Source organism: Mycobacterium sp. IDR2000157661 (assembly GCF_022317005.1).
In the GTDB taxonomy this organism is placed as follows: Bacteria; Actinomycetota; Actinomycetes; order Mycobacteriales; family Mycobacteriaceae; genus Mycobacterium.
Genome location: NZ_CP081006.1, coordinates 2,795,378 through 2,812,850 on the forward strand (window position 1 = coordinate 2,795,378; position 17,473 = coordinate 2,812,850).

Here is a 17,473-nt window from a genome sequence, read left to right on the forward strand (position 1 = left end):
CGATATGCCTAGAAAGTCTAGGTCCGCCCGCACGCCGGGCCGCGCACGAGTTTCAGCGGTGGTCGCGGCTCTGAGCGCCGGCGTCGGCGGCCGCGCCGTGCCATCCCGCGGCGGCGTAGCGATCGGCGACCTCAGCCAGCGCCGTCGCGTCGCGGGCCGCCAGCGCCCGCCCGTGTTCCAGCGCCAATCGGCCTGCCGGACAGGGGCATTCGGCGCTGAGTCGGGAGAGGGAGTCCAGCGCTCGCAGGTCACCGAGGCGCACGCTGTCGAGCAGGGCCCGCAGGGCGACCGCGGTCTGCCCGCCGCGCTCGGCGTTGCGGACGGCCTCGCGGGCCGCGCCGACCGCGCCGTGTGTGTCGCGGCGTGCGTGCATCGTCCATGCGCGCGCCAGCGCCAACTCGGGGGCGAACAGCATCGACTTCAGACCGTGTCTCGATTCCGCACGCGCAAGGGCTTTTCCGGCGTCGACCGGTGCACCCTGCTGGCCCAGCGCCTGGGCCAGCAGCATCCAGGCCAACGGGCCCCACGAGTAGCCCGTGGGCGCCAGCGCCGCGGCCGCGCGGCGCAGCAGGTGCACCGCCTCGTCGAGTTGGCCCTTGGCGATCAGCACGTCGGCCACCAGCACCTCGCCGATCGCGCGCCCCGGCTGCTGCAACTGTGCGAAGTCGGTGAGCCGCTGGCCCAATGCCTGGGCCCGATCCAGCTCGCCGCCCATCAGCAGCGCCGTCGTCTGGCCGAATCCGCTGGTGAACCGAAGCAATCCGGGCGCGACGATCGCCCGTTCGGCCAGCGCGTCGACGTCGGCGAAACGTCCCATCCGCGCCGAGCTCAGCGCCGCGGCGGCCGCGGCCCAGCCGACCGCGGTGTCGTCGGCAGCCGGTGACGTCAACACCTCGTCGGCGATCTCCCGCGCATGCTGCGGTTTGCCCGCGTTCATGGCGAACGTCGCCGACAGCGCGTCGAGCGTCGTCCGAGCGGTGGGGGTGGACACCCGGTTGCGCGTCGCGCGCAGAAACGCCGTCGCCCGCTCCGGCTCCGACAGCATCCAGAACTGATTGGCCGCCCGCGGCAGCGCCCAGGCCATCAGGTCGGTTTCGCTCAGCGCGGCCGGATCCACCGCGTCGAGTACCGCGTCGGCCTCGCGGCCACGGCCCTGCCAGGCCAACGCGTACGCCAACGCCAGGCGCGTCCGCAGATCCGGAAACCGCTGCAGCGCCGCCCGGCCCAGCCGCTCGCTCAGCGCGAGATCGCCCAGCCGCAGCGCCTCCTCGGCGGCGGCCACCTGGTCGGCCGGCTGCTGCGGGCTGTCGCAGTCGAGGGCGAGTTCGGCGAGACGCAGTCGCGCGACCACCCCGCCGGCCGCCCGGGCGCCGAGCAGATCGACGAGTTCGGTTCGCAGCCGGCGCAGGTCGGGCCCGCCGAGCGCGTCGCGGACCGCGTCGGCGAACAGCGGGTGGGCCGGCCGCACCCGCGATCCGTCGACGACGACCGCACCCGCGGCCTGGGCCTCGTTGAGCGCCGCCGGCCCGGCAAGAGCCTCGAGCTCGTCGAGCGTCAGCGGGTCGTCGGCCGCCAGGTACTCCAGCACTCGGTGCGCCCCGGTCGGCAGGGCGCCGACGAAGTCGTCGACCACCGTGGCCAGCCTGCTGTCGTCATGGCCCGCCGGGTCGACATCGATCCGCTCCAGCAGCCCGTCCTCCCAGAGCGCCGAGACCTCCTGTGGCAGAGAGCCGGTCAGCGTCGCCGTGACGATCAGTGACACCGATCCGGTGACCGCCAACTGGTAGATGAGCGCGGCGGACAGCCGGTCGAGGAGGTGCGCGTCGTCGACGAGCAGCAGCCGGCCGTCGCCAAGCGACTCCCGCGCGGAGCGCAGCACATCCGCGGTCTTGCCGGTGTCGGACACCTCGATGAGATGGCTGACCGCGGCGAACGGCACCGCGGCCGTCGACGCCGTGGCGGTGACCCGGTCCACCCGCCGGTGGGCGGCGCCGAACTGTTCGGCGGCCGTGAGCGCCAGCGTCGTCTTGCCCACCCCGGCGGGTCCGAGCACCACGGCGCCCGTACGCTCGCGCAGGCTCGCCCCGATCGCCGAGAGGGCCGGCTCCAGCGGCGAGACGACCCAGTCAATCGGCACCGCCGGAGTCTATGGCCAAATCGATCGCCGGACTCCTCAACGCGGCCGGGGGCCGCTTGATCGTCGTCCAGCTGTATCGATGGCCGGACTCCTCAACGCGGCCGAGGGCCGCTTGATCGTCGTCCAGCTAGGTTGTGGTCGTGTCCGGCGAAACCAACGCACGCGAGGAGCAGATGGAATCCCGACGCGAGTGGGCGGTGTGTGTCTACTGCGCGTCGGGCCCGACGCATCCCGGTCTGTTGGCGCTCGCCGAACGGGTCGGCGTCGCGATCGCCGAACGCGGGTGGACGCTGGTGTCCGGAGGCGGCAACGTCTCGGCGATGGGCGCGCTGGCAGCAGCGGCGCGGTCCCGCGGCGGGCACACCGTCGGCGTCATCCCCAAGGCCTTGGTGCACCGGGAGGTCGCCGACGTCGACGCCGACGAACTCGTCGTCACCGACACGATGCGCGAGCGCAAACAGGTCATGGAGGACCGCGCCGACGCGTTCGTCGCGCTGCCCGGCGGCATCGGAACCCTCGAGGAGTTCTTCGAAGCCTGGACAGCGGGCTATTTGGGTATGCATGAGAAACCGGTGGTGATGCTCGACCCGATCGGGCATTACGACGGCTTGCTGGCCTGGCTGTACGCACTGGTCGACAGCGGTTACGTCGCCCAGGCTGCACTGGACCGACTTGTCGTCGTGGACGACGTCGACTCGGCGTTGGCGGCGTGCGCTCCGGTCCGGTGACCGCAGTCACTAGGGTGTTGCGACAAACGAACAGCGGGAGGAAGTCAAGGCATGAGCGACGACAAGTCGGGGACTCGCAGCAGCGTCGGGCTGCTGGACATCGCGAGCCAGGTACCGGGCCTGATCAAGGATGTGCCGACGATTCTGCGCGGCGTGATCACCGGCTTCGGCGCACGACCGTCGGGCAAGACATCGATCGGCAAGGTCTTCCAGGAGCGCGCTGCAGACCATGCCGACAAGGTCTTCCTCAAGTTCGAGGACCGCGAGCTCACTTACCGCGAGGCCAACGAGACGGTCAATCGCTACGCCGCGGTACTCGCCGACCGTGGTGTCGGCCACGGTGACGTCGTCGGCATCATGCTGCGCAACTCACCCGAGCCGGTGTTGCTGATGCTGGCCGCCGTCAAATGCGGGGCGATCTCGGGGATGCTGAACTACCACCAGCGCGGCGACGTCCTCGAACACAGCCTCGGGCTGTTGGACGCCAAGGTGCTCGTCGCCGATCCTGACTTCGTCGATGCGATCAACGAGTGCGGGGCTGACACCTCCGGCCTGATCACTCTCGACGAGTTCCACCGGCAGGCCGAGACCGCGCCTGCCGAGAACCCGAAGAGCGCCAGCGCGGTGCTGGCCAAGGACAAGGCGTTCTACATCTTCACGTCCGGAACCACCGGCATGCCGAAGGCGAGCGTGATGACGCACTACCGGTGGTTGCGCGCGCTGGCCGGCTTCGGCGGCCTGGGAATGCGGCTCAACAGTGGCGACACGCTGTACTGCTGCCTGCCGCTGTACCACAACAACGCGTTGACGGTCGCGTTGTCGGCGGTGCTGAACTCGGGTGCGAGCCTCGCGCTGGGTAAGTCATTCTCGGCATCGAAGTTCTGGGATGACGTCATCCGCCACGACGCCACCGCATTCGTCTACATCGGCGAAATCTGCACGTACCTGCTCAACCAGCCGGAGAAGGACACCGACCGCAAGCACCGGGTGCGCGTGATCGGCGGCAACGGCCTGCGCCCGGCGATCTGGGACGACTTCACCGAACGCTTCGGGATCGACCGGGTCTGCGAGTTCTACGCCGCCAGCGAAGGCAACACCGCGTTCGTCAACTTCTTCAACCTCGACAAGACCACCGGCATCTGCCCGACGCCGGTCGCCTTCGTCGAATACGACCCCGACAGCGGCGACCCCGTGCGCGACGACGAGGGCCGCGTGAAGAAGGTCCGCAACGGCGAACCCGGGCTGCTGCTGTCCAAGGTGAGCAACTTCCAACCGTTCGACGGCTACACCGACGAGAAGGCCAGCGAGAAGAAGCTGGTGCGTGACGCCTTCAAGAAGGGCGACGTCTGGTTCAACACCGGCGACCTGATGCGCTCGCAGGGCTTCGGCCACGCAGCCTTCACCGACCGCCTCGGCGACACGTTCCGGTGGAAGGGCGAGAACGTCGCCACCACCGAGGTCGAGGCGGCCATCTCCGCCGACAGCCAGGTCGAGGAGGCCACGGTGTTCGGTGTCGAGGTCGAGGGCGCCGGCGGCAGGGCGGGCATGGCCGCCATCCAGCTCAAGGAGGGCCAGGAGTTCGACGGCAAGGCCCTGGCCAAGGCCGCCTACGACAAGCTGCCCCCGTACGCGGTGCCGCTGTTCGTGCGGGTGGTCGAGGAACTGGCGCACACCTCGACCTTCAAGAGCCAGAAGGGCGACCTGCGCAAGGAGGGTTACGGCGGCAGCAGCGGCGAGGGCGACGAAGACGCCGACGAGATCACGGACCCGATCTATGTGCTGTCGGGCCGCGACGAGGGCTACGTCGAGTTCTACGACGACTATCTGAAAGAGGTCGCCGAGGGCAAGAAGCCCAAGAACTAGCGATTCGGGCGTGAAAGCGTGCGCTCACCGCACGAAATCGCGCCCGAATCGTCCGACCGTAGCCTGGAAAGCGTGAAGACGTTCTCGGGCCGATTCCTAGGCCGGCCCGTTGCCGGCGAACGAGCGCTGATCATGGCGATCGTGAACCGGACACCGGACTCGTTCTACGACCGCGGCGCGGCGTTCACCGACGACGCCGCCAAGTCCGCCGCGCACCGGGTGATCGCCGAGGGCGCCGACGTGGTCGATGTGGGCGGGGTCAAGGCCGGTCCCGGCGGCATCGTCGACGTCGACGAAGAGGTCGCCAGGGTCGTGCCGTTCATCGAGTGGTTGCGCGACACCTACCCCGATCAGTTGATCAGCGTGGACACCTGGCGGGCTGCCGTGGCCAAGCAGGCGTGCGCGGCGGGCGCCGACCTGATCAACGACACGTGGGGCGGCCACGATCCGGCGTTGGCCGAGGTGGCCGCCGAGTTCGGCGCGGGACTGGTCTGCTCCCACACCGGCGGAGCACTTCCACGCACCCGCCCGTTCCGGGTCAACTACGGCATCGCCGAGCGCGGCGTGGTCGACGACGTGATCGCCGAAGTCACCGCGGCGGCCGAGCGGGCGGTTGCTGCGGGGGTGGCCCGCGACGCGGTGCTGATCGACCCGACGCACGATTTCGGCAAGAACACTTACCACGGTCTTAGTTTGTTGCGCCATGTGAAAGAGCTTGTAAAAACTGGATGGCCGGTCTTGATGGCGCTGAGTAACAAGGACTTCGTCGGGGAAACTCTGGGTGTGGGTTTGACCGAACGCCTGGAAGGCACCCTGGCGGCTACCGCGTTGGCGGCCGCCGACGGCGCCTCGATGTTCCGGGTGCACGAGGTCGGACCGACTCGGCGCGTGCTCGAGATGGTCGCGTCGATCCAGGGCGGGCGTCCGCCGACACGCACCGTGAGGGGACTGGCATGACACTCACTCCGGAACTGCCGGGCACAGAGGTCCGCACCGCGCGATGGCTGACCGACCACAGCTGGAGCCGCCCGTCGTGGACCATCGGCGAACTCGAGGCGGCCAAGCGGGGCCGCGCCGTATCGGTGGTGCTGCCCGCACTGAACGAGGAGGAGACGGTCGGCAGCGTCGTCGAGACCATCACGCCGTTGCTCGGCGGCCTGGTCGACGAGCTGATCGTGCTCGACTCCGGATCGACCGACGACACCGAGATCCGCGCGCTGGCCGCAGGCGCCCGCGTGATCAGCCGCGAGGTCGCGTTGCCCGAGGTGGAGCCGCAGCCCGGGAAGGGTGAGGTGCTGTGGCGCTCGCTGGCCGCGACCACCGGCGACATCGTCGTCTTCGTCGACTCGGACCTGATCGACCCGGACCCGATGTTCGTGCCCAAGCTCGTCGGTCCGCTGCTGACCACCGAGGGCGTGCACCTGGTGAAGGGGTTCTACCGGCGACCGTTGAAGGTCAGCGGCAGTGAAGACGCCAACGGCGGCGGACGCGTCACCGAACTGGTGGCCCGACCGCTGCTCTCGTCGCTGCGCCCGGAGCTCGGCTGCATCCTGCAGCCGCTGGGCGGTGAGTACGCCGGCACCCGCGAACTGCTCACCGCCGTCCCCTTCGCGCCGGGCTACGGCGTGGAGATCGGGCTGCTTATCGACGCCTACGACCGCCTAGGCCTGGATGCGATCGCGCAGGTGAACCTCGGCGTCCGCACGCACCGCAACCGTCCCCTGACTGAACTCGCCACGATGAGCAGACAGGTCATCGCCACGCTGCTGTCGCGCTGTGGAGTGCCCGACTCGGGCACCGGTCTCACCCAATTCTTCGCCGACGGCGACGACTACACCCCGCTTACGTCGTCGGTGTCGCTGGCCGACCGGCCGCCGATGGTGACCCTGCGCCCGCGCGGGTAGCCGTCGTCCGGCGCACCCGCTGTCGGTGCGCTGAGGCAGTATCGAGGGCGTGGCCCTGGTTCTGCTCTATCTGGTCGTGCTGGTTCTCATCGCCGTCGTGCTGTTCGCGGTCGGCAGTGTGGTGTTCGGCCGCGGTGAGCCGCTTCCGCCGCTGCCCCGCGACACCACCGCCACGGTGCTGCCCGCTTCGGGTGTGACCGGCGCCGACGTCGAGGCGGTCAAGTTCACCCAGACCCTGCGCGGTTACAAGACCAGCGAGGTCGACTGGGTGCTCGACCGGCTCGGCCAGGAACTCGACCAGTTGCGCGGTCAGCTGGCGACCTTGCGCGCCACCTACGGCGCCGACGACGAGGGCGCCGACGCGGTGAGCGAAGGTGGTGCGCACGCCCTGCCGTCGGCGGAGCGGGACGAGCCATGACCGACGGCCGCGTGCGCTGCGCCTGGATCGACGAATCCCGGCTGGCTCCTAAGGATTTCACCCTCTATCGCGATTACCACGACACCGAGTGGGGACGGCCGCTGCGCGACTCGGTTGCGCTGTTCGAGCGAATCAGCCTGGAGGCTTTCCAAAGCGGACTGTCCTGGCTGATCATCCTGCGCAAACGGGACAACTTCCGGCGCGCGTTCGACGGCTTCGACGTCGAACGCGTCGCCCGCTACACCGACCGTGACGTGGAGCGGTTGATGGCCGACACCGGAATCGTGCGCAACCGCGCAAAGATCGACGCCACCATCACCAACGCGCGCGCGGTCGTCGACCTCTCCGACACCGGGGTCGACCTGGCCGAGCTGTTGTGGTCATTCGCCCCCGACGCACGCCCGCGGCCCGTCGACATGGCTCATGTTCCGGCCGTCACGACGGAGTCGACCGCGATGGCCAAGGAACTCAAACGCCGCGGGTTCCGCTTCGTCGGGCCGACGACCGCCTACGCGCTGATGCAGGCCACCGGGATGGTCGACGACCACACCGCCGACTGCTGGGTCCCGGCGGCTGAACAGGGGCGCTGATCGAGGGCCATAGCCGGGTCTGTGCACACTGAACGGCCCGGATAGGGAACAATAGACGAAGTTCAGTACCAGTTCAGTGCCGGCAGCTGTCAACGAGTGGGCAGCCCGGCCCCGATCGGGCCCGCGGGCCGGCTCATGTGGGAGGAGCACTCGATGGCGGCGATGAAGCCCCGGACCGGCGACGGTCCGCTGGAAGCAACCAAGGAGGGGCGCGGCATCGTGATGCGGGTACCACTGGAAGGCGGCGGGCGGCTGGTAGTCGAGCTGACCCCCGATGAGGCCGCGGCGCTCGGGGATGAACTGAAGAACGTCACCAGCTGAGACGGCGCTACGCGCAGACCTCGCGGTAGATTTGAAGGGTCTGCTCGGCGATGTGTGCCCAGGAGAACTCCTCGATGCACCGCTGTCGCCCGGCCTCACCGAACTGCCTCGCCGTGTGCGGGTCGGCCACCAGTTCGTTGACCGCCCCGGCGAGGCTCATCTCGTAGGTCGTCGGGTCGCTCGCGTCGTAGTGCACCAACCGCCCGGTCTGCCTGTCCGCCACCACCTCTGGGATGCCGCCGACGTCGGAGGCCACCACCGCTGTCGCGCAGGCCATCGCCTCCAGATTGACGATCCCGAGCGGTTCGTACACCGATGGACAGACGAAAACCGCTGCGGCTGAGAGAATTTCGCGTATTTTGCCGATCGGCAGCATCTCGCGTACCCAGAACACACCGGTGCGGGCCCGGGCCAGCTGCTGCACGGCTTCCGACACCTCCGCGGCGATCTCTGGGGTGTCCGGTGCTCCCGCGCACAGCACCAGCTGTGCCTCCGGTGCGAAGTGGTGCGCCGCGGCGACCAAATGCGCGACGCCCTTCTGGCGGGTGATGCGTCCGACGAACGCCACCACGGGGCGCGCCGGGTCGACACCGAGCTCGGCCAGCACCGATTCGCCCGGGTCCGCGGGCGGCGCCGGGAACCAGACATCGGTGTCTATTCCGTTGCGCACCACGTGTACCCGGTCGGGGTCGAGTTCGGGGTAGGCGTGCAGCACGTCGCGGCGCATCCCCGAACTGACCGCGATGACAGCGGCCGCGGCCTCCACGGCGGTCTTCTCGACCCACAGCGACAACCGGTATCCGCCGCCGAGCTGTTCGGCCTTCCACGGCCGCATCGGCTCCAACGAGTGCGCGGTCAGCACATGCGGCACGTCGTAGAGCAATGCGGCCAGGTGACCGGCCATCCCGGTGTACCAGGTGTGCGAATGGACGACCGTGGCCTGCGAGGACCCGTAGACCATGTTCAGGTCCGCCGACAGCGTCGACAGCGCGGGATTGGCACCCACCAGCGCCGGGTCGGGCGGGTGCACGTACGCGTCGGGCCGGGGTGCGCCCATACAGTGCACGTCGACCTTGCACAGGTGGCGCAACTGGGCGACGAGTTCGGTTACGTGGACGCCTGCGCCGCCGTAGACCTCGGGCGGATACTCCCGGGTCATCATCGCCACCCGCATGGTGACGACGGTATCGGAACCCGGCTTGTTTCATGCCCTCCGGCTGGGATACCCAACAGCCGAAATGCTTGATAGAGCGTGCGAATGGCTAGCCGCGCGCTGGGTCGGCCGATAGGTTGAGGTCATGAGGGAATTGCCACACGTGCTGGGAATTGTCCTGGCCGGCGGGGAGGGCAAGCGCCTTTACCCGCTGACGGCCGACCGAGCCAAGCCGGCGGTTCCCTTCGGCGGCGCGTATCGGCTGATCGACTTCGTGCTGTCGAACCTGGTCAATGCGCGCTACTTGCGCATCTGCGTGCTCACCCAGTACAAGTCGCATTCGCTGGACCGCCACATTTCACAGAACTGGCGGCTTTCCGGGCTTGCCGGCGAGTACATCACCCCGGTTCCTGCGCAGCAGCGGCTAGGCCCGCGCTGGTACACCGGGTCCGCCGATGCGATCTACCAGTCGATGAACCTCATCTACGACGAGGATCCCGACTACATCGTCGTGTTCGGCGCCGACCACGTCTATCGCATGGACCCCGAACAGATGGTCCAGTTCCACATCGAGAGCGGCGCCGGGGCGACGGTTGCGGGCATCCGGGTGCCGCGCGCGGAGGCCACCGCATTCGGCTGCATCGACTCCGACGAGTCCGGGCGTATCCGCAGCTTCATCGAGAAGCCCGCCGATCCGCCGGGAACGCCCGACGACCCGGAGCAGACGTTCGCGTCGATGGGTAACTACATCTTCACCACAAAGGTGCTCATCGACGCGATCCGCGCCGACGCCGAGGACGACGATTCCGATCACGACATGGGCGGCGACATCATCCCGCGCCTGGTGTCCGACGGCATGGCCGCGGTGTACGACTTCAACAACAACGAGGTTCCCGGCGCCACCGAACGCGACCACGGCTACTGGCGCGACGTGGGCACCCTCGACGCCTTCTACGACGCCCACATGGACCTGGTGTCCGTGCACCCGGTGTTCAATCTCTACAACAAGCGCTGGCCCATCCGCGGTGAGGCGGAGATGCTCGCCCCGGCCAAGTTCGTCAACGGGGGGTCGGCGCAGGAGTCGGTGGTCGGCGCGGGCAGCATCGTCTCGGCGGCCTCGGTGCGCAACTCCGTGCTCTCGTCGAACGTGGTGGTCGACGACGGCGCGATCGTCGAGGGCAGCGTGATCATGCCGGGCGTGCGGATCGGGCGCGGCGCGGTGGTGCGCCACGCCATCCTGGACAAGAACGTCGTCGTGGGTCCGGGGGAGATGGTCGGCGTGGACCTCGACAAGGACCGGGAGCGGTTCGCGATCAGCGCGGGCGGCGTCGTCGCGGTGGGCAAGGGCGTCTGGATTTAGCCCGCTCGCGTCCGGCGGCGGCGCAGCAGACGGTACGTCAACCAGCCGAGTATCAGGACGGCCACCAGCACCAAGGCCGGCAGCAGGATCGCCAGCACAACCAGACCCACGCTGGTGGCATCTTCGGCCGTACTGAGCACGGGCGCGGCCAGACCGCCGGTGGCGACGTTGGCGGCCGGGCGGGCCGCCGACTTGGCCAGCGACACCACCAACGCCACCACGACGCCGATGACGACCGGTACCCACTGGCCCGACTGTGTGAACGCGCCCGGGTCGGTCACCGCCGTCGTCTGCGCCCCGGCGCCCGACCCGAACACTATGCCGCCGGCCGTCGGGCGGACGAAGGTCTGGATCGTGTCGTTGACGCTGTCGAGGGCGGGCACCTTGTCGGCGACGATCTCGACGAGCAGCAGGGCCCCGACGATCGTCATGACCCAGCCGTTCTCCAGCCACGCCCACATCGAGGGCAACGTGACCAGATCGGTGAACCGCGACAGCAGACCCAGCGCCAGCAACGGGATGTAGGCGTTGAGTCCCGCCGCGGTCGCCAGCCCGAGGCCGGTCAGCAGTTCCACGGGTCAAGTATGCGGCGGCCTTGCGATCAGGCGGCGTCGCGCCAGGCCAGGTTGTCGGCGAAGGCGATCTCGAGAGTGCTCGCCGGCGATCGTGGCGAGCCGGGCAGGGGTGGCGCCTTTGATCGGTGGCGGGTGCCGGTCGGCGTGGTGACTTCAGAATTGTGGGCGCCGTCCTCCCTGCGCCGGGTGACGACCTGCCAGCCCGCGGCTTCCTTGGCGTAGTTGCAGGCTTCGCACTTGCCGACACCGTTGAGCTCATTGGTTTCCCCGCCCCCGGCGTGCGGAGCGGCGTGGTCGGTATGTCGGATCGGGGCGTCGCAGTATGGCGTGCGGCATGTGTCGTCGCGCAGGGCGATGAACTTCGCGAGGGCCTTCGGGAACCGTCGAGCCCGTGACTCCATGGTGACCAGCGCGCCGGACGACGGGTGCCGATAGAGCCTTCGCAGCGTGGCCCTGGAGCGATGGTCGCCGATCGCTCCGCTGGCCAATCGGCGGGCGACCGCGGCGGGGATGGGACCGTAACCGGGCACCCGTGCGGGGGTCGAGTCGCCGCCGAGCAATGACTCGTCGGTGATGACGAGGTCGACCGCGACTGGTACCGGAACGTCGGCCGGTTGGCCGGTAATGCGTTCGAACACCGTGTCGGCCATCACCTGACCGTGCCCCCGGTGGTCGAACGTCGTGTCGGCAGCGCGCTTGAGCGCGGCATAGACCGACACGCCCTGCGTCATGGGCAGCAGCACCGTCACGTAGGCCATGGTGTCGGGCGCGGGCCGGATCGTCACGGTGCGCTCGCGTTCGGCGCGGACGGCACGGTCGACAACTGCTTGTGGGTCGAGTCGATAGGCGATGGCTTTCGCATCCGCAGCGATTCGCTTGTCGCCTTTGCCTTCAAGTTCGGATTGGTCAGCGCACAGTTCAGCGTCGAGCTTCCCGCGGTCTTCGACGGTCAAGCAGGCCGACTCGCGCACGATCCTGGTGGCCCGCCATTCGGAGAGCGCTCCGGCTTCCAAGGCCGCCAGTGTGTGGGGCATCTCGTAGACGAGGGCGCGGGCGAAGCCCAGATGACGACCGCCTCTGTTGGGCGAATCGTGGCGGGCCAGGGCGACTTCGGCGGCAAGACCGCGGCCCCGTTTGGCGGCGGGCACACCGTCGGCCGCCTCGCGGGCGCGCCGCCTCTGATCGAGTGCCGCGGTGAGCCTGGCCTGCCCGGCCGCGGCGACGGACTTGAAATGCTCGAGTTCGGCGATGCCGTTCACCAGCGTCGCCTCGTCGGCGTCAGTGTCGATCGGCGCCAGTGTGTCGAACATGTGTGCGAGTCTAGCGGGCAGGGGTGACAATCCCCGGACGAGCGTCGACGTGCACCAAGGCAAGGCCGAACGCGCGAATGCAGGCCGGACGACCCGTCTCAGCCGACGTCGCGACGGCGGTACAGGGCCCCGGCGACAAGGGCCAGCGCGGCCGCGACGACGACCATGACGATCATGGCCGTGATCGGGTAGTCCATCGGCACCGTCGTGCGGCCGACCGGGGAGAGGTCGATCAGCCACTGCGGCAGGCGCAGTAGCGCACCCAGATACAACGCGGCGACCACGAACGTGACCATGAGCCATCCGATCCACGGTCGCCGCAGTGCGACGGCGACCGCGGCGACGGCCGCCATCACCGCCAACGCGGGCAGGTACGCAAGACCGGCGACGGTGAGTCGCGCGACGGTGTCCGGCTGGCCCAGGCTGATCCCCGCGCCAAGGCCGTTGCCCAGCCCGGCGCACAGCATCAGCACCACCGAAGCCAGCACCGCCGACCCGACCGCGGTCCACAACCAACGCCATCGGGATACCGACCCCGCCAGCACCGGCTCGCCAAGGCCCTTGTCCTCGTCGCCGTACACCCGAAGCACAGCGGCCACCACATAAGCGGAGGCGGCGGCGGCCAGGAACTGCGTCATGGTGGTGTGGACGCTGTCGATGCCCTGTGCGGCGATGACCCGCTGGATCATCTCGTTGCCTGGCGCCGCGTCGAGCAGCGACTGCGTCATCGATCCGAAAGCCAACCCGCCGAGGAACAATCCGACGGCCCAGCCGATGATCTGACCGCGCTGCAGTGTCAGGTGCAGGGCGAGTACGCCGTTGATCGCACGCGCCTTCTGGTGCTCGCCGGTCGACGGGATGGTCCCGTCGTCGTACTGTCGTCTGCTCTCCAGCACGGCCGCCAGTGTCACCAGCGCGACCGTCAGCGCCGGCAGCAGGGCGAGCGGCCACCACGTCAGGTCGACGAACGCGCGCATCTGCTGGGCCCACGCGATCGGGGAGAACCAGCTCAGCAGACTGCCGGAGTGGTCGATGACGTCACCGACGCCGCGGACCAGAGCGGCCACCGCGAGCGTGGCCATCGCGGCGCCGGTGGCCGCGCGCGCCTGGCGCCACAGCTGTGCGGTGACGGCGGCGACGGCGCCGAAGACCATGGCCACTGCCGTGACACCCAGGCACATCGCCGCGGTGTCGGCGATCCGGAAGCCGGTGGACGCCATCGCCAACGTCATGCTCAGCGCCAGAGTCAGGTTCACCGCGGCCACGAGCAGGAGCGCGGCCGCGGTGCGTGCATAGCGACCGACGACCGAGGACATCACCAATTCGGCTGCGCCGCTTTCCTCTTCGGCACGGGTGTGCCGGATCACGGTCAGGATGGCCAGAATCGAGGTGGCGACGATCAGGGTCAGCATCATCTCGTTGGCCATCATGGCGCCGAGATCGGTTTCGTTGCGGCCGAACATCGGCCCGCCCATGATCATGCCCGCAGGAGTCTTGAGCAGTTCGACGCGCGCCAGGCGTTGTGCCTCGTCGGGGTAGGCCAGTTTCAACGCGCTTGGCGTGTAGAACATCAGCGACGTCAGGGCGACGATCCAGATGCCGAGCCGAATGCGGTCGCGGCGCACCGCGAACCGCAGCAGGTCCGCTGTCGCGGTCCACGGCGAGCCCACGGGACGGGCCTCGTGCCGGCCGGTGCGGCGTTCGGTGGTGGCCGTCATCACTGTGCACTCCGGTACTCGCGCAGGAACATGTCCTCCAGCGACGCCGGTGTCACGGTCAGCTCCTCGATGCCCAGGTTGGTCAACCGCCCCATGGTGGCGTCGAGGTCCGCGCGGTCCACCGTGAACCGGGAGCGGCCGTCGGTGCCGTCGAAGTCGCGAACCTCAGGCAGCCGTTGCAGCGCCGATGCGTCGTCGCGGGTGCGCACGGCGACGGTGGTGCGCATCAGGTGCCGCAACTCCTGCAGCGACCCGGACAGCACCGTGCGCCCGGCGCGGATGATCGTGACGTTGTCGCAGACCTTCTCGACCTCGGCGAGGATGTGGCTGGACAGCAGCACGGCGGCGCCGCGAGCGGCCACCTCCTCGACGCAATGCTGAAACGCCATCTCCATCAACGGGTCCAGCCCGGACGTGGGTTCGTCGAGGATGTACAGATCGGCGTTGGTCGCGAACGCCGCGATGATCGCGACCTTCTGCCGGTTGCCCTTGGAATACGTGCGGGCCTTCTTGTGTGGGTCGAGTTCGAATCGCTCGATCAACTCGTCGCGGCGCGCCTCATCCACTCCGTTGCCGCGCAGGCGGACCAGGAAGTCGATGGCCTGGCGGCCAGTGAGGTTGGGCCACAACGTCACGTCGCCGGGCACATAGGCGATCCGGCGGTGCAGTGCGACGGCGTCGCGCCACGGATCACCACCCAGCAGGCGCACGCTGCCCCGGTCGGCACGCAACAAGCCCAGCAGCACCCGAATGGCCGTGGACTTGCCGGCGCCGTTGGGTCCGAGAAATCCGGTGATCTCACCGGGCGCGACCACCAGGTCGAGCCCGTCGAGCGCCTTGGTTCGCCCGAAAGACTTCTCCAGACCGTGGATTTCGACTGCGGGCCGGCTCCCACCGGTTTCAGCCCGATGCTGTGGCCTCGTCGACTGAGCCGTCATCGCCATCTCCTTCATGCGGTGTGCTGAACGGAATGCCCTTCGCGCGCTGTTCGACGAACGCGTCGTACATCGTCGAATCGGTCATCAGCCCATGGGTGTAGATCTCGAGGGCGGGCAGCACCATGTCCTCGCTGTAATCCCGCAGTACGGCACGCAGATCGGTCGGGTCGTCGTGCAGCTGCAGGTAGAGCAGGAAGCCGCCACCGCCCGCCATCGCCAGGAAGCGGGCTCTTGCGCGCGGATCGCGGCTCGGCTTGAGCATCCCGGTCCGCACGCCCTCTTCCATGTACTGCTCGGCGTCGTCCAACATCTGCCGCCAGAACGACTTCGCGAGCTCGCCACCGGACTGCATGCTGCGCACCAGATAAGCCATCGTCGGCGCGTACGACTCGATGTCGGCCATCTGCGCCAGCCAGGTGGCGGGATCGCTGGTGCGCAACGACTCGGTCTTCGCCTCGCGTACCTGCTCGGCGACGAGATCGTCGCACGCCTTGCGCAGACCTTCCTTCGAGCCGAAGTGGTGGATGACGAGCGCGGCCGACACGCCTGCGGCCTCCGCGATGCTCCGCAAACCGATGGCGAAACCGTGGCGGCCCCACTGCTCGATCGCCGCATCGCGGATGCGTGCGACGGCCGTTCGGTCGCTCGCCGTTGAACGCATGTTCAGCATATTAAACGAGCGTTCAGCCGAGCGTCAACGGCGAAATAGCATTCCCGGTTGCAAAACGGCCGGGTGAACGACCGGGAATGCTATTTCGGCAACGACTCGCGTCAGTCGCGAGCGGCGGCGAGCAGGCCGTCGCCCAACGGCACCAGCACCGGGGTCAGGCGCTCGTCCTCGGCGATCAGTCGCGCCGCCTCGCGCACCGCCGCGACCTCGGCGTCCTTGGCACCGGCATCACCGGCGCGCCCGCCAAGGGCGGCGCGGTGCACGACGATCGCGCCGCCCGGCCGCAGCAGCCGGACGCCCTCGACGACGAATTGGGGCTGGTCGATCGGATCTGCGTCGATGAACACCAGGTCGTAGGACTCGTCGGCCAGTCGGGTCAGCACCTCCTGAGCGCGCCCACTGATAAGTCGCGTGCGGCCCGGGCCGATGCCGGCCTCGGTGAACGCCTGCTTGGCGATGCGTTGGTGTTCGGGTTCGACGTCGATCGTGGTCAGCACACCGTCCTCGCGCATGCCCGACAGCAGCCACAGGCCGCTCACGCCGGCGCCGGTACCCACCTCGACGACGGCTTTGGCGCCGGTCAGCTTGGCGAACACACACAGCAGCGCGCCCACGGCGGGGGTGACCGCACCTGCGCCGATGTCGACGGCGCGTTCGCGCGCGGCGGCGACGATGGAGTCCTCGGAGATCGACTGCTCGGCATGGCCGACGATCGACTCGGCCCGGCTTTGCGGTCCGATGACGTCGTCGATGCCTGCCATGCCCGCAGCGTAGAGCCAACCTCTCGGCGGCGGTACCTCGACACGCCCGGCGCCGCGCCCGGGAACCGGCCGGTTTCCGCAGGTGAATACCGGGTACAGAGCATTCTCAGGAAATGTTCAGTTTGCTCATATGCCAGGCACGGACCGGTCGGCGACGGTAGCACCCATGGAAGACGGCGCACGCTGGCACACAGGGAATACCGGCGAGGAGTTCCGCGTTGCGGCAAGCAGTGAGCCGCCGACCCGTGATGGCGGCTGTGACCAGGAGGATCCGACGACCACCATCAAGACGGCCCCCGGTGCGCCGGTGTCGATGTCTCATCTCGAGCAGTACACCGACGGCACGTGGGTCGAGCCTTCCGATGAAATGACCGGCACCGCCGTGTTCGACGCGACGGGCGACAAAGCCACCATGCCGTCGTGGGACGAACTGGTGCGCCAGCATGCCGACCGGGTCTACCGCCTCGCCTACCGCCTCTCGGGCAACCAGCACGATGCCGAGGACCTGACGCAGGAAACCTTCATCCGTGTGTTCCGTTCGCTGCAGAACTACCAGCCCGGAACGTTCGAGGGCTGGCTGCACCGCATCACCACGAACCTGTTCCTCGACATGGTCCGGCGGCGCGGCCGCATCCGCATGGAGGCGCTGCCCGAGGACTACGACCGGGTGCCCGCCGCGGATCCCAATCCCGAGCAGATCTTCCACGACTCGCGGTTGGGTCCGGACCTGCAGGCCGCACTGGACTCGTTGCCGCCGGAGTTCCGCGCCGCGGTCGTGCTGTGCGACGTCGAGGGTCTGTCATACGAGGAGATCGGCGCCACGCTCGGCGTCAAGCTGGGCACCGTGCGCAGTCGTATCCACCGTGGTCGCCAGGCGCTGCGTGACTACCTCGCCAGCCACGGCGACGCGGAAGCGGCGAGCCGTTTCGGCGACGTGGCCAAGACGGCCTGACGGTCGTAGGTGCCTCGGAACGGCGCGCCGCGCTACATTCGAATGAGCACGTCGAGAGGATGCGAAAGGAGCGGG

Annotated in this window: 17 protein-coding genes; 9 read left to right on the top strand and 8 right to left on the bottom strand. The window is 68.8% G+C overall.

The genetic code is table 11. The features are described from left to right. Window positions 1-52: 52 nt before the first annotated feature. Window positions 53-2,137, bottom strand: a complete 2,085-nt coding sequence (locus K3G64_RS14835; RefSeq protein WP_238885336.1) for an ATP-binding protein — start codon at window positions 2,135-2,137, stop codon at window positions 53-55. Window positions 2,138-2,310: 173 nt separating this feature from the next. On the opposite strand from K3G64_RS14835, the gene K3G64_RS14840 reads away from it, so the two are divergent. From K3G64_RS14840 to K3G64_RS14870, 7 genes are all read left to right on the top strand, one after another. After that, window positions 2,311-2,865: a TIGR00730 family Rossman fold protein gene (locus tag K3G64_RS14840; RefSeq protein WP_238950680.1), complete on the top strand. Its 555-nt coding sequence runs from the start codon at window positions 2,311-2,313 to the stop codon at window positions 2,863-2,865. A 51-nt stretch (window positions 2,866-2,916) separates the two neighbouring features. Continuing rightward, window positions 2,917-4,728: a long-chain-acyl-CoA synthetase FadD6 gene (gene fadD6, locus K3G64_RS14845; protein ID WP_238885337.1), complete on the top strand. Its 1,812-nt coding sequence runs from the start codon at window positions 2,917-2,919 to the stop codon at window positions 4,726-4,728. Between the two features lie 132 nt (window positions 4,729-4,860). Beyond that, complete coding sequence (folP, locus tag K3G64_RS14850; RefSeq protein ID WP_238950682.1) at window positions 4,861-5,685, top strand: dihydropteroate synthase; 825 nt, start codon at window positions 4,861-4,863, stop codon at window positions 5,683-5,685. After that, window positions 5,682-6,632 carry a glucosyl-3-phosphoglycerate synthase gene (locus tag K3G64_RS14855; RefSeq protein ID WP_238885338.1) on the top strand — a complete coding sequence of 317 codons (951 nt, stop codon included), beginning with the start codon at window positions 5,682-5,684 and terminating at the stop codon, window positions 6,630-6,632. The genes folP and K3G64_RS14855 overlap by 4 nt, the downstream gene beginning before the upstream one ends. Window positions 6,633-6,681: 49 nt before the next feature. Next, on the top strand, window positions 6,682-7,050 hold the full coding sequence (locus tag K3G64_RS14860) for a DivIVA domain-containing protein (RefSeq protein WP_238885340.1): 369 nt from the start codon (window positions 6,682-6,684) through the stop codon (window positions 7,048-7,050). After that, entirely contained in the window at window positions 7,047-7,640 is a 594-nt protein-coding gene (locus tag K3G64_RS14865; RefSeq protein WP_238885342.1) for a DNA-3-methyladenine glycosylase I, read from the top strand. Before K3G64_RS14860 ends, K3G64_RS14865 begins: the two co-directional genes overlap by 4 nt. Window positions 7,641-7,793: 153 nt before the next feature. Beyond that, window positions 7,794-7,961: a DUF3117 domain-containing protein gene (locus K3G64_RS14870; RefSeq protein ID WP_005059648.1), complete on the top strand. Its 168-nt coding sequence runs from the start codon at window positions 7,794-7,796 to the stop codon at window positions 7,959-7,961. 7 nt (window positions 7,962-7,968) lie between these two features. Here the strand turns inward: K3G64_RS14870 and glgA are convergent, their stop codons facing one another. Beyond that, on the bottom strand, window positions 7,969-9,135 hold the full coding sequence (gene glgA / locus K3G64_RS14875; protein WP_238885344.1) for a glycogen synthase: 1,167 nt from the start codon (window positions 9,133-9,135) through the stop codon (window positions 7,969-7,971). 124 nt (window positions 9,136-9,259) lie between these two features. Here glgA and glgC point away from each other — a divergent pair, with 124 nt between their 5' ends. Next, window positions 9,260-10,474 (top strand): glucose-1-phosphate adenylyltransferase, encoded by a 1,215-nt coding sequence (gene glgC, locus K3G64_RS14880; protein ID WP_238885345.1) that lies wholly within the window; start codon window positions 9,260-9,262, stop codon window positions 10,472-10,474. Here the strand turns inward: glgC and K3G64_RS14885 are convergent. The 6 genes from K3G64_RS14885 to K3G64_RS14910 form a co-directional block, all read right to left on the bottom strand. After that, window positions 10,471-11,049 (bottom strand): DUF4126 domain-containing protein, encoded by a 579-nt coding sequence (locus K3G64_RS14885; RefSeq protein WP_238885346.1) that lies wholly within the window; start codon window positions 11,047-11,049, stop codon window positions 10,471-10,473. The two genes, glgC and K3G64_RS14885, sit on opposite strands and share 4 nt — an antisense overlap. Before the next feature lie 26 nt (window positions 11,050-11,075). Beyond that, complete coding sequence (locus tag K3G64_RS14890) at window positions 11,076-12,359, bottom strand: HNH endonuclease (protein WP_238885347.1); 1,284 nt, start codon at window positions 12,357-12,359, stop codon at window positions 11,076-11,078. A 98-nt stretch (window positions 12,360-12,457) separates the two neighbouring features. Then, a complete protein-coding gene (locus tag K3G64_RS14895; protein WP_238885349.1) occupies window positions 12,458-14,077 on the bottom strand; it encodes an ABC transporter permease in 1,620 nt (539 codons plus the stop codon). After that, complete coding sequence (locus K3G64_RS14900) at window positions 14,077-15,015, bottom strand: ABC transporter ATP-binding protein (RefSeq protein WP_238885351.1); 939 nt, start codon at window positions 15,013-15,015, stop codon at window positions 14,077-14,079. Before K3G64_RS14900 ends, K3G64_RS14895 begins: the two co-directional genes overlap by 1 nt. Next, the gene (locus tag K3G64_RS14905; protein WP_238885353.1) at window positions 14,978-15,676 is read right to left on the bottom strand and encodes a TetR/AcrR family transcriptional regulator; all 699 of its coding nucleotides are present in this window, start codon (window positions 15,674-15,676) and stop codon (window positions 14,978-14,980) included. The genes K3G64_RS14900 and K3G64_RS14905 overlap by 38 nt, the downstream gene beginning before the upstream one ends. Window positions 15,677-15,786: 110 nt before the next feature. After that, complete coding sequence (locus tag K3G64_RS14910) at window positions 15,787-16,446, bottom strand: O-methyltransferase (RefSeq protein ID WP_238885355.1); 660 nt, start codon at window positions 16,444-16,446, stop codon at window positions 15,787-15,789. A 166-nt stretch (window positions 16,447-16,612) separates the two neighbouring features. Between K3G64_RS14910 and sigE the strand changes: the two genes are divergently transcribed. After that, a complete protein-coding gene (gene sigE, locus K3G64_RS14915; protein ID WP_238885357.1) occupies window positions 16,613-17,398 on the top strand; it encodes an RNA polymerase sigma factor SigE in 786 nt (261 codons plus the stop codon). Window positions 17,399-17,473: the final 75 nt, after the last annotated feature.

What these genes read in the sequence shown, in the direction of transcription:
- K3G64_RS14870 (WP_005059648.1), top strand. Translation starts at nt 7,794, where the DNA reads ATGGCGGCGATGAAGCCCCGGACCGGCGACGGTCCGCTGGAAGCAACC.
- glgA (WP_238885344.1), bottom strand. Translation starts at nt 9,135, where the DNA reads ATGCGGGTGGCGATGATGACCCGGGAGTATCCGCCCGAGGTCTACGGC.
- sigE (WP_238885357.1), top strand. Translation starts at nt 16,613, where the DNA reads ATGGAAGACGGCGCACGCTGGCACACAGGGAATACCGGCGAGGAGTTC.
- K3G64_RS14840 (WP_238950680.1), top strand. Translation starts at nt 2,311, where the DNA reads ATGGAATCCCGACGCGAGTGGGCGGTGTGTGTCTACTGCGCGTCGGGC.
- K3G64_RS14910 (WP_238885355.1), bottom strand. Translation starts at nt 16,446, where the DNA reads ATGGCAGGCATCGACGACGTCATCGGACCGCAAAGCCGGGCCGAGTCG.
- folP (WP_238950682.1), top strand. Translation starts at nt 4,861, where the DNA reads ATGGCGATCGTGAACCGGACACCGGACTCGTTCTACGACCGCGGCGCG.
- glgC (WP_238885345.1), top strand. Translation starts at nt 9,260, where the DNA reads ATGAGGGAATTGCCACACGTGCTGGGAATTGTCCTGGCCGGCGGGGAG.
- K3G64_RS14865 (WP_238885342.1), top strand. Translation starts at nt 7,047, where the DNA reads ATGACCGACGGCCGCGTGCGCTGCGCCTGGATCGACGAATCCCGGCTG.
- K3G64_RS14890 (WP_238885347.1), bottom strand. Translation starts at nt 12,359, where the DNA reads ATGTTCGACACACTGGCGCCGATCGACACTGACGCCGACGAGGCGACG.
- fadD6 (WP_238885337.1), top strand. Translation starts at nt 2,917, where the DNA reads ATGAGCGACGACAAGTCGGGGACTCGCAGCAGCGTCGGGCTGCTGGAC.
- K3G64_RS14855 (WP_238885338.1), top strand. Translation starts at nt 5,682, where the DNA reads ATGACACTCACTCCGGAACTGCCGGGCACAGAGGTCCGCACCGCGCGA.
- K3G64_RS14895 (WP_238885349.1), bottom strand. Translation starts at nt 14,077, where the DNA reads ATGACGGCCACCACCGAACGCCGCACCGGCCGGCACGAGGCCCGTCCC.
- K3G64_RS14900 (WP_238885351.1), bottom strand. Translation starts at nt 15,015, where the DNA reads ATGACGGCTCAGTCGACGAGGCCACAGCATCGGGCTGAAACCGGTGGG.
- K3G64_RS14905 (WP_238885353.1), bottom strand. Translation starts at nt 15,676, where the DNA reads ATGCGTTCAACGGCGAGCGACCGAACGGCCGTCGCACGCATCCGCGAT.